The following is a 15,148-nucleotide window of genomic DNA, read 5'->3' as shown; positions in this document are numbered from 1 at the left end:
CTTTGAAACTGTTGCATTGTATAATCCTTCGCGCTACTTTTGCACCACGATAACGGAATAACCAGGGTTATCAAAATAAAAAAGGCCTCCATAGCTCAGCTGGTAGAGCAACTGACTTGTAATCAGTAGGTCGTTGGTTCGATCCCGACTGGGGGCTCAGAAAAGCACTTAACAGTTTTGTTGAGTGCTTTTTTTACGTCTTTATGATTAAGATCCCTGCGGAGAAAAGTGTCTGAAATGAGACTGATCACGCCGCATTTTATTACTAAACTCATGCCTTTTATCATTTCCTTCTCCAGGCTCCTCAACCTTGTCGCGGCTTACCTTCTTGCAGTTCAGGCCGCAAACAGCCAAACGATTTCCGTTGCCGACTTTGGCGTCAGACCCGATACTTATGAGAATGTGACTGCCCGCGTTCAAAAGATCATTGATCAAACCATCAAAGACAATCACTCCAAACTGATTTTCCCCAAAGGCCGCTACGATTTCTGGCCGGACGGCGCAATCAGGGCTCAATATTTCGTATCCAATACCTCCACCGAGCAAGAAGATTCTGCAAAGGTCAAAACGATTGGAATGCTTTTCAAAAATGCCAGAAATCTGACAATCGATGGGAGCGGTTCATTGTTTGTCTTCCATGGCAAAATGACCACAATCGTAATGGACCATTGCGAAAATGTGAAGCTGCAAAACATCGAAGAGGATTTTGAGAGGCCTACCATGTCGGAGATGCGTTATGTAGCATGTACCGGCAAAGGTGTGGATTTGGAAATCCATCCCGACGCAAAGTATTCAATTGTAGGCGGCAAGCTGATCTGGCATGGTGAAGGTTGGAAAACGACGCATTTTCACGCTGTCGAGTATGATACCACCATCAAAACGATGCGATATAGCGATTGGAAGACGTTCGGGAACAGCAAGGCCACGGAGATCCGACCCAACCTGGTGCATTTCGATACACCTGAACAATTTAAGCCAAAACCTGGTAATATCCTGACGGTCAGAGATATTATTCGGGATCAGGTGGGTATGTTTATTCTGGAAAGTAAAAATATCCTGCTGGAAAATGTTGCTATGCATTACATGCATGGGCTGGGTATCGTGAGCCAGTATACCGAAAACATCACCATGCGAAGGGTGATCTGCGCGCCCCGTCCGGAAACCAAACGGATCATCGCGTCCTCGGCTGACTTTATGCATTTTTCAGGCTGTCGTGGAAAGATTACCGTCGAGGAATGTCAGTTTTCGGGGGCACACGATGACCCGATTAATGTGCATGGCACCAATCTGCGTATGACCGAAAAGCTCGCGCCCGATCGTTTGAAACTACGGTTCATGCATGGGCAAAGTTATGGATTCAATGCATTTTTCCCTGGTGATACCGTGGCTTTTGTGCATTCGGCCACAATGATCCGTTTTGAAACAGGTAAGGTCAAATCAGTGGAGCGGCTCAGCGGCCGGGAAATGGCGGTGACATTCGAGGGCAATGTACCTGATGCGCTCGAATCACATGATTGTGTCGAAAATATGACTTATACTCCGGAAGTGCTGATCAGGGGCAACTACTTTACAAGAACCAATACGCGGGGTATCCTGCTCACCACACCCCGCAAAGCGCTGGTTGAAAACAATGTTTTTTTCAGGACTGGCATGAGCGCAATCCTGATTGAAGCCGATGCCGAAGGCTGGTATGAATCCGGCCCCGTGCGGGATATTACGATCCGCAACAATGAGTTTGTCGATTGCGCTTATCAGGGAGGACCCGGGAACGCCGTGATTGCCATCAACCCTTCGAATAAAGTGGCGGATCCCAAAAAGCCGGTTCATTTCAATATCAGGATCGAAAACAATGTCTTCAAAGTCTTTGACTATCCTGTTTTGTTTGCAAAAAGTACTCAGGGGCTGATTTTTAGCAATAATTCGATTTTCCGGACGACTACCCTACCCGCTCAATCCAGCAACAAAAGTATGTTTTATTTCAACGGCTGCTCGGAGGTAACGCTCAGCGCAATCAAGCTGACTGGGCAAGTTTTGGGTAAAAACATTCAAATGGAGAACATGCCTAAGGAGAATTTGAAAATTATTGGTGCTAGCGGTCTTTTCGTCGAGTAGTGGGCCACAAATGCGCTTTTGCGGCCACAGATTTTCACAAATAAATAGACTACTTGTAATGAGGACATTTTATATCGACCTTTTAAAACTAGTGCTAACCATATCCGCCAGAGTGCTGGGTTTGAAAAAGACCGTTACTCAAATACCTGGTTGTCCGCGCTGGCAAATCCGTTTTGAGCCCTGTTCTTAATGCTGGGAGAACTGCGAAGCTTTCAGTTAGCGCGATTATTGAGGACGGGAAAAGTGTTGGCCTGAAAAATGCGAACATTAAATCCACTTGCCGTCCGCGCGATCCTCCGACAACAATTCCCGCGAATTGTCCACTCTTTCCTGTCTTTCGGCACTTTTCCGGATATGTCGCGGCGGATACCTTTGTCTTGGTAATTCTATTACAGGATCAAATTCCCTTTATGTAAATGGTCAAGTCATCGGTCATAGCCAGCGGCATCTCTCAAAGCCAGCGATTTCCCCAGGTAACAGGCGATAAGATAGTTGTGAATGTTTTCAAGACAAACGTAAACCACGTGGTCGAGGCGAAGTCCGTCATCTCTGCATTGGCCAAGTTTTGCAGAAGTCTCAAAATCAGTTTTGACTTGGAGGATTGCGACAAGATACTGCGCGTAGAAGGATCTTGTATTCTTGCCAGGGAAATCGCCGATTTTGTGACCAGGCAGGGATTCCTGTGCGAAGAGCTGACGAACTAGAAATGAACAGGTGACAAAATACCTCTTAAACAAATGCTACATGGTTGATGGAGTTAAAAAGGCAGTTTTTAAACTGATAGACAGGGCTTTCGCGCAAAATGGGTATGTATCAGGCATCAGAATGTGGACATCCGGGTCGCTGCACGAAATTGACCTTCATTTGCCCGGTGTGGACATGGAAAAATGGACGACCATTCCGCGGCTGAAAATCAAGGTAGCAGAGCCCGGCCATTATAGGGATTATTCCCCTGCAAGCTGGGATATCAAAAAAAGAATGTGCACAATGTTGATCGAGACGGGGCACGAAGGCCACGGAAGCTCATGGGCAAAAAACCTGAAGGTGGGCGATAGCGTTACATTTGCGCCTGCACCAGCGGCCGGGCTGCCATCGAAGCCCGGAAAAATAGCATGCTTCGGTGATGGCAGCGCGGTGGGCCATTTTCTGGCGCTTAAACAGTTGACAGACAGAACAACACACCCACTTAGGGCCGTTGTTTCTTTGCATAAAGGCCATGTATTTCCAGAAGAACTTATTCGCAATAACCCTGAGTTTGAATTTATCGTAAGGCCTAATGCCGATAGTCTGGATACATTACGCCATTTTGTCGAAAAGGAAAATTGGACGGACTTTACTTCGATTTACATTGCCGGGCATATTCCAATGGTATCTGGATTGAGAAAGGTATTTAAAAACATGGATAAACTTCACGTCAGGATTTTCGCGCATGGGTTTTGGTCTTAATTTAGAAGCATGTCACAGAAAATTCCACTGTATCACCTAGATGAAATAGGTGAACAAAATCCGGGTGTTGCCATTTTCAATTTTGCCCACCCTCCTCTTTTAGATTATTCCAGTGAAATGTCGCAGCCGCACCGCCACGACCATTATTGCTGTTTCTTTATCGAAAATGGCCACATGGACTTTCATTTGGATTTCCAGCCGGTGCGGATATGTGAAAAATCGATACTCGTTTCCTATCCCGGGCAGATCCATCAATCGGATACTTACCAAAACTGCAGCGGATGGATGCTGGTTTTTGATGCGAAACTGGTCAATGAAAACGCGAAGATGACCATAGATGGATCGGGCGCAAAAGTTGCGCTGATCACACTCGGTAAGGAAGAGAGCGAATGGTTTACAAAATTATTTGAGCTCTTACATTCGGTGGTTGACAATCACCAGGACACACTCCTGCACGCGCAACTGACCAGATCGCTTCTGGACTCATTTATATATCAGATCTGCGTGATGTGCAAGTCGCAGGAAGATACGCTCCTGCAAAACCATTCTCACAGGAGTATAGAAATTACCAATAAGTTCCGGCATCTGGTAAAGCAAAATTTCAAAACCATCAAGAAGCCGGTAACATATGCTGAAAAAATGAATTTCTCGGTCAGTTATCTCAACGATACGGTGAAGAGCGTAACAGGGTTCCCGCTGACCTATTTCATCCAGCAGGAGGTTATCGCAGAAGCACAGCGCCTGCTCTACTACACGGAAATGAATGTCAGGCAGATCGCCTATTCGCTTGGTTTTGAAGATGACAAATACTTCACGCGTTTGTTTGGAAAGACCACAGGCGTTTCTCCCGTACACTTCAGAAAAAGTCAGAAGCGCCGTTAACGACTGCAGGCAGGCACTGCTCGGGGTACCATCAGTCATCCGCGTCATGATCAGCGGACTGTATGAATGTCAGAATGATCTGAGAGTATCGTTAAAAAGGGCCATATAACGGTATTGAGATGAGAGAAAACAATAACCTCTCCGCATATGACCACCTACAATGGCGTAAGAGCGCACGATTTGAGAAAGTAATCGTTATTCCAACGGCTTGTCAATGCCTAGCTCTCATCAATTGAACTGCAACAGCATCGGTTGCTTCTCCCTGCTTTTCAGGGCGTGTCTGCCAGTCAACAAATTGCGAAACAACCAAGGGTGGGAAGGCCGTCCGATACTGCCCTATTTTCTAAAAAACTCTTCGCTCGTCAAGGTCTTGTACGCCGTCTGCGCAAAACCTTTCTGTTGAAAATTGCCGATCAACGTTTTCTCACTGATGAAGACTCCAAAAAACAGGATGTTATAGGTAGCGTCCCAGTGCGCGCCGGTAATCCGGATCACCGGCCCCGAAGTGCTATAATCCCCCCTGCCACTATGGTAACTGGTACCAGGTTTGAAAAGAAGGGTATTGGCTGCATCTACATCGAACGCGATTTGCAGGCTCCCCGACCAATTTGTCTTGGGAAGTACCGTGCCTATCTTTAATGCCGTTTCGTTTTCGATCCGTGCCAGGTGCTTGATTGTCCAGGCGTTATGATTCAGATTGGCGGGGTTGCTTAGCAAATCATTTCCTTCAAGCTGAAAGCGGGTCTGAATACCATTGACGGAGAAACTGATCGTAACGTCATTATCTATACGCGACCATTTACCGGAGTACGTCCCTTCTAAATCCTGCCAGATGAAATCGCTGTTCTGGCTGAACTGAATTGTAAATACCCGCGTGATCGTTTCACCCGCATATGAAAATGTACCGTACCACTGGGTATCTGCCATTGAATCAGCGGGCGCCGGTTCATGACGCGAGCAGGAAATCGAAAACAACAGCAGGAGTGCGGAAAGCAAAGAAAAAATACGGGCTTGCTTCATGGCTATTTTTTGACAAAGTGATAAACAGCCCAGGATTTGCTGCCGTAGCTATCAGTTGTAGCTGGGGTCTCACCAACGAGGACCGTTACATTTGCAGAGCCACCCGAGGCGGCGCTGACAAATAGTTTTTCCAGGATAAATAGCTCCTTCATCGTTGGGGCGGTTAAGGTCAACGTGCCGTCGTCGATGTTTTTCCCGTCCAGTTTGGTTACTTTCAACGCCCACCGACCAGACTTGTCTGTTGTGCAATTCCAGCTTCCTGTCTGGCCGCCCTGACTTGCATTGTCCCATTCCGAACCGGGCAGAACACAGCCATCGTATTTGCCGTCAGTATAAAACATAAACGCAAGCCCTTCACTTGATTTGCCCAGCATACGTTCAGGCTGGCCGGTATCCTGGGTGTAAATTTCCGCCTCTTTCAGTTCCCAACTACCAATCAGGCTCGTGAAACGGTCAGGCTGTGGATCGTTGGTATTTTTACCGCCGCAGCCAGCTCCCGAGTTGCCCAGCAGGACGGCCGACAATGGTACGAAAGGCAAAAGTTTTTTCATGGTTTGATGCGTAAAAGATGAATGGTTACTTTTTTGTTGAAACGCGGATCTGCGCTGCTCCAGTGGCTGGCACCGGTAGCGGTAATGTACGTGAAACTCACGGTGAGCATCACTTCGTCGCCCTGCCAGGTGCCTCCTGCGCTGGCTTCGTGCAGATAAAAATGATTTCGGATTGGACGCACGCCATCAACGGTTGAAAAATCGACCGTACCGAGTTGGTGACCGTCTTCTGTCCGGACGTGGCCACTGACTTCGTATTCTTCCTTTCCGCGTGCGCTGGTCACACTCGCAAATCCCCCAAACCTTTTTTTATCTGCCCGAGAGCCAAACCCGCTCCGTTTTCGCGCTATACGCGCGGCTTTTCTGGCACGTTCTTCGTCTGATACGGGCGGCTCAATCGTGAGCCTGATCGTTTTGTTGATATGATCTGGGTCGCTGAATTCACCCTGCCAGGTGCCCACCAGCAGTTGCGCATGTTCGTCACGGCTGTAAGCCCACGGACGGTCTTTCAGGTCGGAATAGTAGCTGTAATAGTATTTGCATTCATAAACACCCCAGCTGACCATGGCCATCATGATCAAAAACAGAAAAAATCGAAAACCCCTGGACATCGGAAAATAGTTTTTTATGCAATCAAGCCATATTTTTCGATAATGGGCTGCCTTTTATCCGGATAGCCGATCATACCAAACTGTTCATGCAATTTTTTGTACATAGCCTGAATTTCGGGCGAGTTCATGGCTAATCCATGCGTTTTTGCGTATTCGGGAATCGTATACGTAGAAGCTTCCAGGTAATCTTCGAAGGGTTGCTGGAAATAGCAATCGATGCCTATAGCTGGTTTATCGGTAGCATTCCAGAATGTATGTACAATACCCCTTGGCCGCAAGTGCCACCCGCCGGCCTGTACCTGGTATTCTGTATCCCCAACCAACACCGTTATGGTCCCTTCCAACACATACATCAATTCGTCGAGTTCTTGATGAAGATGCGGTGCCGGCCCCATTTTTTTCGCGGCAATTGCAAACTCCACGCAAGAAAACTGCCCGTTGGTCTGCCCGTGCCGAACCCTGGTCCGGATGTTTAGTCCCCTCGGGCCAGCTTGCAATCTTTCCTGGGGAGGATGGTAAAATGGTTTCAGCGGATCGCTGCCGGGCGTCTCCGGAGCAGCACTTATCTCTCCCAAACCGGAAATCAGGCTTGTGAGCGCAGAGGTGAACAAAAAATTACGTCGCTGCATGTGTTGAAATGGTTGGTGATGATTACGCGTTATTTCCCGGTCTGGTAAATGGCATACAAAAGTGCCTTGCTGATACGCTGCCCCGCTCGCTTTCCTAAATGTCCCTGCCCGTCACTGTCCACGCCATTTATCTCTGACGGATCTGTGGCGCTGGCGCGGTTTTCAGGACAAATACGGGGTATATTATTCTGTTGGCAGGCCCCATCTTGACTTTCTATCGCCTGTAAATCAAAAATCACATCCGTATTTTTGAAGGTATCTTTCATCCACTGGCCCAAGTTGGCCTTCGCCGCGTTTCCTTCTTCAGGAGAGGTCGTGTAGACAAGCGGAGGGGTAACATGGACAAACCTAAGCCCGGGAATCTGTTGGCGCAGTTTATCAACAAACGCTTTGTAGGCGGTCTTCACAACTTCCCGGTTACTGTCCATGATGTCCGCATAACCAAATTTAAAGATCGCAATCTTCAGGGTGGCTTTGCTCCGTAAAGCGGCTTCCTCGAAAACACGCATCTTTTCGTTCGGGTTGCCATTGGAGATACCACCAACATCGACAAAAATACCGCCGCGCAGTCCTTTACCCTGTACGCCTTTATCAACCAGGTCCTGCGCGCCGAAGTATTCGAATGGAATGCCGTTAGCTTTGCTCCCCTCCTCCAGATCCTGCCCAACCGACTGATGCAGGAAAAGTGTATTCCAGCTTTTTATCCGCTCCTTTTCGGCGCCGGCCAGTTGATCCCAGGCTTCAATTCCGGATAAGCCCACTACGCCCGGCTGCCCGTCGCCCAGCTTGGTGGTACCTGGCGGCCCTGGGTCGGCAGGGTCATCACTATCCGGATCGGCAGACGGGCTGCTGCATCCGGCCAACAGAAGTAAAAGAAAGAGTTTTTTCATGAGACCATATCAAAGATGACAGGTCGAAACTGCACAAGTTCATCGGTCCAGGCAACGACCACTCGACAAACGACATTTTGAATCGACAAACAATACCGTGGTTTGAGTAAAAGGTTTAATTTTGGTGGAAACGTCCTCTTGATTTGGTTACTGACTACATGCAACAATGTTAACGAAGTTGTATTCCTGCATCATTGTCGACGACAATGAGATTGATCGTCTGACTGTACAGGCACATGCCCGGCAATATGCTGCGCTGGACATCGTAGGGGTGTTTCAATCAGCTGCCGAAGCCTTGCTTTTCCTCCAAAACCGGAGTGTGGACGTCCTGTTGCTTGACATTGACATGCCGGGTCTGAATGGGCTGGAATTGCGGATGAAACTTATGCAGGTCCCGGTTTGCATATTTATCACGTCCTATCCTGACTATGCCGCCGACAGCTTTGCCGTCGATGCCTTTGATTATCTGATCAAGCCCATCCGGTCCGATCGGTTTGGTCATACCATGAAACGCGTTGCGCTTTTTTTTGAAATAAAAAATAAGGCCCGGCTGTTCGACCTGAGTTTGGGTGCTGATACTGTGTTTATCAAGGACGGCCACCAGCAGATCAAACTGAACTTTCATGAAATCATTTATTTGGAAGGTTTGAGGGACTATACCCGTATAGTAACTTCCGAACGCCAGTACACAGTCCTGACGTCCATTGGAAACCTGTTACAGCGCAAACCTTTCCAGTCTTTTTTGCGCGTTCACAGGAGTTATGCTGTGCAACGGAATTATATTGACCGCATTGATACACACAATGTCTATGCCCGGCAATTTATATTACCGGTGGGTCGCAGTTACCGCTCCGCGCTGGACTCTATCAGCGCCGGATAATGTGCTGTCAATCTAAACTAAGTAGTCTGATTTCTGGCTATATGCGATTCTAATACTTTGATTATGACATTGCTTCGGAAAAACGATGGGTGGCACTTTCGATTTCAATTTCTGTTATTCGCCTCTGTACTACTGGCAACACCTGCTCCCGCGCAGAAACAGGGACGGGCACTGATCGATTCACTCTTGCATGAACTCCCAAAAACAGCTGACGACACCTTAAAGGCCAGATTGTACCGGGTCATCGTTGATGAACTTTTTTTTGTTAATGTCGATGAAGCACTGCGTTACAGTCGGACGGGGCTACGGCACACAACCCGCATGAAGTGGTCCCGGGGTATAGGTGTTTTCAACACGTACATCGGCCGTGCTTACAGCGAAAAAGGTAATTACGACTCTTGCCTTTATTATTATCGGAAAGCAATTGCCATCTACAAGCAACTGGGCGACAACTGGAATCTGGCTGGCACCACCAACAACATTGGAGCAACCGAACACAACCTACGTTCCAATTATGCCGCAGCCACCCGCTACTATTTCGAAGGCCTGAAATATGCCGAAGCTACCGGGGACAACTACCTCATCGGCTTGTGCCTCGACAACATATCAGAAATATATCGGATTCAGCAGAACTTCCCGAAGGCACTTCAATTCGGTCGTAGGTCTCTGGCATTGCGGCAACAGCAACATAATCCGGACATCAATGCACGCCGCGAATTAGCAGCCTCCATGACCAGCATGGCCGCTCTTTACACACAAATGCACGACTGGCCCAAGGCACGGACATATGGGACTCAGGCCTTGGCCCTGCATCAGCAGGTCGACAACAAGGATGGATTGGCGAAGACGTACGGAAACCTTTCGATTGCCATGCAGCATGATTTCAAACAAAAAATAGCATATGCACTCAAAGCCAGTCAATTATGGAATCAGATCAACCCTGATCATCCCGACGCAGTTGCTAATCTGGGTAATCTGGGAATCGCTTATATGGACCTGGTACGGTATCCAGGCGCGGATAGTTCTACCGTTATACCTCGGGACAGGAACGCGCGACTGCGACTGGCGGAAAAGTTTTTGACAGAAGCCATCAGGATCAGCGCCGACCGGGGCGAGGTAAGCAACCAGGCACATTTCCGGGGAAATCTGGCGGAACTTCAGGCGCTCATGAAAGATTACAAAGGAGCTTATGAAAATTTCAGGGCATATCAGGCTGTTCAGGATTCCCTGTACTCTCAGGGGGCTAAAAACAAGATTGCCGGGCTGGAAAGTCAACGCGAAATCGAACTGCGCGACAGGCAGCTTCAGATCAATAACCTAACCATTGCCGGACAGAAACGCCAGCAAATGGCCCTGATCATCGGCGTTGGCCTTTTGCTTGTTATTGGGGCCTTAATTTATAAGCAAAGCCGTACCCGGCAACGCACCAACGTTACTTTGCTCCGTTTGAATCAGGAGCTGGGCGAGGCGAACGAGGTGAAGACCCGTTTTTTTGCCATTCTGAGCCACGACCTGCGCAGCCCGATAGCCAACCTGATCAGCTTCCTGAACCTGCAGCGCAATAGTCCGGATCTGCTCCCGCCCGACAAGGCCGTTGCGCATCAGCAAAAGATCACGGAAGCAGCGCAGGACTTGCTTGATAACATGGAGTCAATGCTGCTTTGGAGTAAAAGTCAGATGGAGCAGTTCAGGCCGGTTGTCAGGCAGGTTCCGATCGAAGCACTTTTTCAGTATTTGCAAAGGTTTTTCGCCGGGACAACCCAGGTAAAGTTTAGTTATCTGGCGCCCGATGGCCTGAAAGTGACAACCGATGAGGATTTTCTGCGTACGATCATGCAGAATCTGACCAGTAACGCCGTTAAGGCAGTGCGTAACCATCCCAACGGACATATTCAATGGCAGGCAAAGTATGAAAACGGGGAGGTGATTTTGACCATCTCCGACAATGGTCCTGGGATTACGGATCAGCAGCTAGAGATCTTGTATTTCGATAACGCTACGATTTCAGGGAAAAATGGGCTTGGACTGCATCTCGTTCGCGACCTGGCACGGGCCATTGCCTGTCGGGTCAGTGTCAGGTCCTATCCCGAAAGGGGCACAGAGTTTCAATTGGCCTTACAGAAGACAGGCTAAGAAGTTTTGTCCGCCAGGAAAAAGCAGATTTTTCGCCATAACTCGTCCGTTTTCAATGGCTTAAGTATATAGTCGTTGATATCGGGCGACCGCCCGATACCCTCCTCAACTGCCTCCGTCGACGCGGTGACGGCCATTATCGGTATCGCAGCCTTTGCAGGATCGTCCATTTGCCGGATCCTTCTTGCCGCCTCAAAGCCATCCATTCTCGGCATGTTGATGTCCATCAGGATCAGGTCGTAATGGCCGTCCGAAACCTTCTCAACTGCCTGCACCCCATCCGTACAACTATCTGCAATCACTGACCAACGTTCCAGCTGCCTTTTTATCACCAGAATGTTCAAAGGTTCATCATCCACTACGAGAACGCGGTAACCTACAAGAGTTCTTTCACCAGGCGTGCTGGAACCGATCGTCTGAGAATCCTGGTCCACGAGCGGATACTCCATGTCGAAACTGACCGTTGTCCCATAACCCTCCTGACTTTCGACGGTAAGGTTTTGGTTATGCAGGCGAACAAGTCGATAAGCGATGGCCAGGCCCAGCGTTCCGTGATGCTGTCTGCTGCTCTCGGCGCGGATACTGGCAAAGGGATCCAGTACTTTCAGTAATTGTTCTTTCGATAATCCAATTCCCGTATCTGTCACCCGGAAAGACAAGGTGAGTTTGTCCCAGGCAGGCCGTGAAGCGCGCATAGCTATCGAAATATGGCCGGTCTCCGTAAACATGACCGCATTTTCGACCAGATGAAAGAGAATTTGACTAAGACGCAGCACGTCGCCATACACCGCCGCGTCGCGCACTGCAAGGTCGGAATCCAGGGAAAATTTAAGATCTTTCTGATCCGCGGTAGCCCGAAACGACTTGTACACGTTTCTGACTAACTCCCCTGGAAAAAAGGGCTCGCTGGCAAGCTCGACACCCCCTTCTTCCAAATCAGTGAAGTCGACAATATGGTCGATGGTGGCCATCAGATTATTGGTGGAAAATTGAAGCATCTGGAAATATTCCTCTTGCTGAGGCAATTTTGCGCCCGTCAGAAGCAAGCTGGCTGCACCTTGCACTACGTTCAAAGGTGTGCGCAATTGATGCGACATGGTCAGAAGAAAATTAGTTTTCCCTACTGTCTGTAAACGGGACTCAGCCAATGCTGCCATCAGCTCACTTTTTAGCGCATCCTTCTGCTGATCTACCCGCATATGTGCTTCAAAAAACATATAATGCACATACACCAGCAGCAGGAAGTTAGTGACAATTAAAATCGGGTACGCCATCGGGTTCGGGAATATATCTCTACCCGGGATTTCATATCCAAAATAGCTTTTTAGTACCACTTCCGTAAAGAGCGGCAGAATACTGATGGTGGAATACAGCAGGCCTTTCTTCGGCCCCAGCAAATAATAGCCACAGGAAAGCGCGAGCAGACAATATTGGGTAACCACTACATTAATACTGGCCTGGACAAAGATGATATTTGCCCAAATGATAAAAGTCAGGCACCCCATAAAAACATTGGCTGCCACCTTCCAGGAATTCCCGAACAAAAGCACGCCCAGGCATATCAGCCACATCAGAGGCAATATAACTGGTAGTAAGCACGGCATTCCAGGATGCTCCAGGAGGTGCAGTCCCAGAAATATCAGTCGCATGAACAAAAAAGTAAGAATACAGGCCAGTAATATTTTAACACGGGTCTTATCTAAAAGGCTCTGCTGGTTTCGAAATATGAATTGGTGTCTATCGGTCATTTTCTGTTTTAATTGCATGCGTACGATTAAAAATATGCTGGCTATCGAATAAATGCGCGCACGCAAGCTCACGAAGTATTTTCAGGCTCCGACAGGTAGCGTCCGAATGAGCTCAAAATTTTAGCATAAAAAAGTGTCGCAGGCACCTTTCACACTGAAAATAACGGGATGGGAAAAAGAAATTCCTGGCTAAAACAGGGCGCGACCGACGCGAAATATCTTTAGAACCGCAATAGGGGCAGTTTCTCTTGAAGGTTAACATGATATCGTTGAGTTGGAGGATAATTGTCCGCGAAGTTACAAAAATACCCATCTGCCCGTTTCCCACTTATCCCAATTTTTTGGACTGCTAAGTTCCGGCACTGAAAGTAAGTGTAGAACCCTTTACCGGTGACACCGTGGGCCGGTTATTCCCGAACTGTGCCGGGCAAGAGCTTTGGTTTGGCATAGTTAAAAAGTGGATGATATGGACAGGCAAATCACATCTCAGAACTGAGCTGGTACGTATCTGCCTCAATAACCGACAGGTCGTCCTTATGCAAGACTTTCGTACGGCTGACAACTAAAATAATGACAGCATTACGACCATTTTACTGGAAAAATTGACAGCCGACAGCAAAAATGTCTGATTCAGGCCGACTGGCACAACCTTTGATTTTTGCTCGTTAGCTTCGGCTGCGAAGGCTCGGGCTGATTAGTATTGTTTAACTATTTAAAAACGGTTAATTATGTCACTCATCAAAAGGAACGGGACATTGTCCCCCGTATTCCCAGCGCTGTTCGACGATTTCTTTGGCCGCGAACGTTTTAACTGGGACAACAGCAACTATTCATCGACCAGCACGACTGTGCCATCGGTCAACATCCGCGAAACCGGCGATCATTTCGAAGTGGAAATGGCCGCCCCCGGCATGGCCAAAAGTGATTTCAAGATCGAACTTGATGGCAACACGCTCACAATCAGCTCCCATAAACAGCAGGAGCAGAAAAGTAGCGAGGATGGTTATAGCCGAAAAGAGTTCAGCTACCAATCGTTCCACAGGAGTTTTGTGCTGCCTAAAGACGTCGTAGACGACAATGGTATTGCGGCCCGGTATGACAACGGTATTCTTTACCTTACTATTCCCAAGAAGGAACAGGCCAGGCAAAAATCACCGAGATTGATTGAAATAGCTTAACCCGCGCAGAAAGGGCTTGTTGATCGCAAGCCCTTTTTATTTATTCAGGCCCGGCCAAAAACTGGACTGCTGGCTGTCAAAAAAGCATATGTATGAATCAGCATTTGCTTGTCTGTCGGTGCGAAACCGCATTATACCCATTGCTCAAACACGGCCAGGTCAATCTTTGGTTTGAAGCATTAAATATCTACTCATTTTCACCGGGTCGAACATGTGACAACTACTACCGTCTCAACGACCTGGATTGGAATTTTGTAAAGATTTCTCCCTGCGAATCACTCTTAGAAAAATTTGTCAAAACTGTATTTCCATAGGATTTTGAAACTGCCGGGCGACCATGCAATTATTTACAGCATAGACCGGCTGATTAAAATCATCTGCAAATAGATTGTATATCATTCTCATAGCACCTTGTCACCAATAAATTTAATCTACGTTTGCAAATCACAAGTCCCTAATAATCCAAGATTCAGATACAGAACATGGAAAACGATGAGACGAAGTCAAAAAGCGTTAAAGGACCTCCGGAAATATCCGGCGAGGCCAGTGATGTTGATGCCGAGCTGTTGCTGAAAGTTCGTGAAACGCTTGTAAACGATCCCTTCGTTGACAGCGATCAAATCAGGATTCGTGTGATAGGCAGAACTGTATATCTCGACGGCAAAGTGAAATCAGAGAAAGAGCGGGATGTTGCTTGTCAGATTGTGACAAATATTTTTGGAGTCAGAAATGTCGTCAACTATCTGACATTTCAATGCCCTTACCTGTGTTCAAGAATCATCTAAGTTTCCTGCATTGGTCAGGAGGAATATTTTACGCCATTAATATGAAACCGAAACAAATTATCCCGACCATTATTTTTATCGCAACCATTAGTTTTCTCACAGGAATTCTTTTTGCGCCTGAAAAAGGCAGCAGGACCCGAAGAAAAATTCGTGAGAAAGGTGAAGACTCCTACGACAATCTGAAATACAGAATCAGACATTTATTACGAAAACTAAAAAGAAACCGACTTCTGGAATCTTAGTTTAAATGGAATAGACAAATCGCTCTTAAGAAAAAAGCACG

General features: G+C 47.6%; 15 protein-coding genes and 1 tRNA gene. 10 read left to right on the top strand and 6 right to left on the bottom strand.

Annotated features, from left to right (window positions below; all coding sequences use genetic code 11):
* Positions 1 to 84: 84 nt before the first annotated feature.
* The 5 genes from AC1XUF_RS17350 (at position 85) to AC1XUF_RS17330 (ending at position 4,440) form a co-directional block, all read left to right on the top strand.
* A tRNA-Thr gene (locus AC1XUF_RS17350) sits at positions 85 to 157 on the top strand.
* 80 nt (positions 158 to 237) lie between these two features.
* Positions 238 to 2,112, top strand: coding sequence for a right-handed parallel beta-helix repeat-containing protein (locus AC1XUF_RS17345; RefSeq protein WP_483343083.1), 1,875 nt, complete (start codon positions 238 to 240; stop codon positions 2,110 to 2,112).
* Positions 2,113 to 2,528: 416 nt separating this feature from the next.
* Entirely contained in the window at positions 2,529 to 2,816 is a 288-nt protein-coding gene (locus AC1XUF_RS17340; RefSeq protein ID WP_483343082.1) for a hypothetical protein, read from the top strand.
* A gap of 40 nt (positions 2,817 to 2,856) precedes the next feature.
* On the top strand, positions 2,857 to 3,558 hold the full coding sequence (locus AC1XUF_RS17335) for an SIP domain-containing protein (protein WP_483343081.1): 702 nt from the start codon (positions 2,857 to 2,859) through the stop codon (positions 3,556 to 3,558).
* Positions 3,559 to 3,567: 9 nt separating this feature from the next.
* On the top strand, positions 3,568 to 4,440 hold the full coding sequence (locus tag AC1XUF_RS17330) for an AraC family transcriptional regulator (RefSeq protein WP_483343080.1): 873 nt from the start codon (positions 3,568 to 3,570) through the stop codon (positions 4,438 to 4,440).
* 336 nt (positions 4,441 to 4,776) lie between these two features.
* On the opposite strand, the gene AC1XUF_RS17325 is transcribed toward AC1XUF_RS17330, so the two are convergent.
* From AC1XUF_RS17325 to AC1XUF_RS17305, 5 genes are read right to left on the bottom strand one after another with little or no spacing between them, the layout of a single operon-like run.
* Positions 4,777 to 5,460 carry a hypothetical protein gene (locus tag AC1XUF_RS17325; RefSeq protein WP_483343079.1) on the bottom strand — a complete coding sequence of 228 codons (684 nt, stop codon included), beginning with the start codon at positions 5,458 to 5,460 and terminating at the stop codon, positions 4,777 to 4,779.
* 2 nt (positions 5,461 to 5,462) lie between these two features.
* Entirely contained in the window at positions 5,463 to 6,011 is a 549-nt protein-coding gene (locus AC1XUF_RS17320) for a hypothetical protein (protein WP_483343078.1), read from the bottom strand.
* Positions 6,008 to 6,622 (bottom strand): hypothetical protein, encoded by a 615-nt coding sequence (locus tag AC1XUF_RS17315; protein WP_483343077.1) that lies wholly within the window; start codon positions 6,620 to 6,622, stop codon positions 6,008 to 6,010. Before AC1XUF_RS17315 ends, AC1XUF_RS17320 begins: the two co-directional genes overlap by 4 nt.
* Positions 6,623 to 6,636: 14 nt before the next feature.
* A complete protein-coding gene (locus AC1XUF_RS17310) occupies positions 6,637 to 7,251 on the bottom strand; it encodes a cupin domain-containing protein (protein ID WP_483343076.1) in 615 nt (204 codons plus the stop codon).
* A 29-nt stretch (positions 7,252 to 7,280) separates the two neighbouring features.
* Positions 7,281 to 8,141 (bottom strand): hypothetical protein, encoded by an 861-nt coding sequence (locus AC1XUF_RS17305; protein WP_483343075.1) that lies wholly within the window; start codon positions 8,139 to 8,141, stop codon positions 7,281 to 7,283.
* 166 nt (positions 8,142 to 8,307) lie between these two features.
* Here AC1XUF_RS17305 and AC1XUF_RS17300 point away from each other — a divergent pair, with 166 nt between their 5' ends.
* Together AC1XUF_RS17300 and AC1XUF_RS17295 are read left to right on the top strand one after the other, a co-directional pair.
* Entirely contained in the window at positions 8,308 to 9,021 is a 714-nt protein-coding gene (locus AC1XUF_RS17300; RefSeq protein WP_483343074.1) for a LytR/AlgR family response regulator transcription factor, read from the top strand.
* A gap of 63 nt (positions 9,022 to 9,084) precedes the next feature.
* Complete coding sequence (locus AC1XUF_RS17295; protein WP_483343073.1) at positions 9,085 to 11,154, top strand: tetratricopeptide repeat protein; 2,070 nt, start codon at positions 9,085 to 9,087, stop codon at positions 11,152 to 11,154.
* Here the strand turns inward: AC1XUF_RS17295 and AC1XUF_RS17290 are convergent.
* Complete coding sequence (locus tag AC1XUF_RS17290) at positions 11,151 to 12,803, bottom strand: response regulator (protein WP_483343072.1); 1,653 nt, start codon at positions 12,801 to 12,803, stop codon at positions 11,151 to 11,153. The two genes, AC1XUF_RS17295 and AC1XUF_RS17290, sit on opposite strands and share 4 nt — an antisense overlap.
* A gap of 827 nt (positions 12,804 to 13,630) precedes the next feature.
* Here AC1XUF_RS17290 and AC1XUF_RS17285 point away from each other — a divergent pair.
* The 3 genes from AC1XUF_RS17285 (at position 13,631) to AC1XUF_RS17275 (ending at position 15,107) form a co-directional block, all read left to right on the top strand.
* Positions 13,631 to 14,080, top strand: coding sequence for an Hsp20/alpha crystallin family protein (locus tag AC1XUF_RS17285; protein WP_483343071.1), 450 nt, complete (start codon positions 13,631 to 13,633; stop codon positions 14,078 to 14,080).
* A 482-nt stretch (positions 14,081 to 14,562) separates the two neighbouring features.
* A complete protein-coding gene (locus AC1XUF_RS17280; RefSeq protein ID WP_483343070.1) occupies positions 14,563 to 14,865 on the top strand; it encodes a BON domain-containing protein in 303 nt (100 codons plus the stop codon).
* A 41-nt stretch (positions 14,866 to 14,906) separates the two neighbouring features.
* Positions 14,907 to 15,107: a YtxH domain-containing protein gene (locus AC1XUF_RS17275; protein ID WP_483343069.1), complete on the top strand. Its 201-nt coding sequence runs from the start codon at positions 14,907 to 14,909 to the stop codon at positions 15,105 to 15,107.
* Positions 15,108 to 15,148 lie beyond the last annotated feature (41 nt).

Source organism: Dyadobacter sp. HNCC25DJ185, assembly GCF_056895195.1.
Note: the sequence above shows the minus strand (reverse complement) of the source record. Positions and strands in the feature narration are given on the sequence as shown.

What these genes read in the sequence shown, in the direction of transcription:
- AC1XUF_RS17300 (WP_483343074.1), top strand. Translation starts at nt 8,308, where the DNA reads ATGTTAACGAAGTTGTATTCCTGCATCATTGTCGACGACAATGAGATT.
- AC1XUF_RS17275 (WP_483343069.1), top strand. Translation starts at nt 14,907, where the DNA reads ATGAAACCGAAACAAATTATCCCGACCATTATTTTTATCGCAACCATT.
- AC1XUF_RS17335 (WP_483343081.1), top strand. Translation starts at nt 2,857, where the DNA reads ATGGTTGATGGAGTTAAAAAGGCAGTTTTTAAACTGATAGACAGGGCT.
- AC1XUF_RS17305 (WP_483343075.1), bottom strand. Translation starts at nt 8,141, where the DNA reads ATGAAAAAACTCTTTCTTTTACTTCTGTTGGCCGGATGCAGCAGCCCG.
- AC1XUF_RS17280 (WP_483343070.1), top strand. Translation starts at nt 14,563, where the DNA reads ATGGAAAACGATGAGACGAAGTCAAAAAGCGTTAAAGGACCTCCGGAA.
- AC1XUF_RS17315 (WP_483343077.1), bottom strand. Translation starts at nt 6,622, where the DNA reads ATGTCCAGGGGTTTTCGATTTTTTCTGTTTTTGATCATGATGGCCATG.
- AC1XUF_RS17310 (WP_483343076.1), bottom strand. Translation starts at nt 7,251, where the DNA reads ATGCAGCGACGTAATTTTTTGTTCACCTCTGCGCTCACAAGCCTGATT.
- AC1XUF_RS17330 (WP_483343080.1), top strand. Translation starts at nt 3,568, where the DNA reads ATGTCACAGAAAATTCCACTGTATCACCTAGATGAAATAGGTGAACAA.
- AC1XUF_RS17340 (WP_483343082.1), top strand. Translation starts at nt 2,529, where the DNA reads ATGGTCAAGTCATCGGTCATAGCCAGCGGCATCTCTCAAAGCCAGCGA.
- AC1XUF_RS17295 (WP_483343073.1), top strand. Translation starts at nt 9,085, where the DNA reads ATGACATTGCTTCGGAAAAACGATGGGTGGCACTTTCGATTTCAATTT.
- AC1XUF_RS17285 (WP_483343071.1), top strand. Translation starts at nt 13,631, where the DNA reads ATGTCACTCATCAAAAGGAACGGGACATTGTCCCCCGTATTCCCAGCG.
- AC1XUF_RS17290 (WP_483343072.1), bottom strand. Translation starts at nt 12,803, where the DNA reads ATGCGACTGATATTTCTGGGACTGCACCTCCTGGAGCATCCTGGAATG.
- AC1XUF_RS17325 (WP_483343079.1), bottom strand. Translation starts at nt 5,460, where the DNA reads ATGAAGCAAGCCCGTATTTTTTCTTTGCTTTCCGCACTCCTGCTGTTG.
- AC1XUF_RS17320 (WP_483343078.1), bottom strand. Translation starts at nt 6,011, where the DNA reads ATGAAAAAACTTTTGCCTTTCGTACCATTGTCGGCCGTCCTGCTGGGC.
- AC1XUF_RS17345 (WP_483343083.1), top strand. Translation starts at nt 238, where the DNA reads ATGAGACTGATCACGCCGCATTTTATTACTAAACTCATGCCTTTTATC.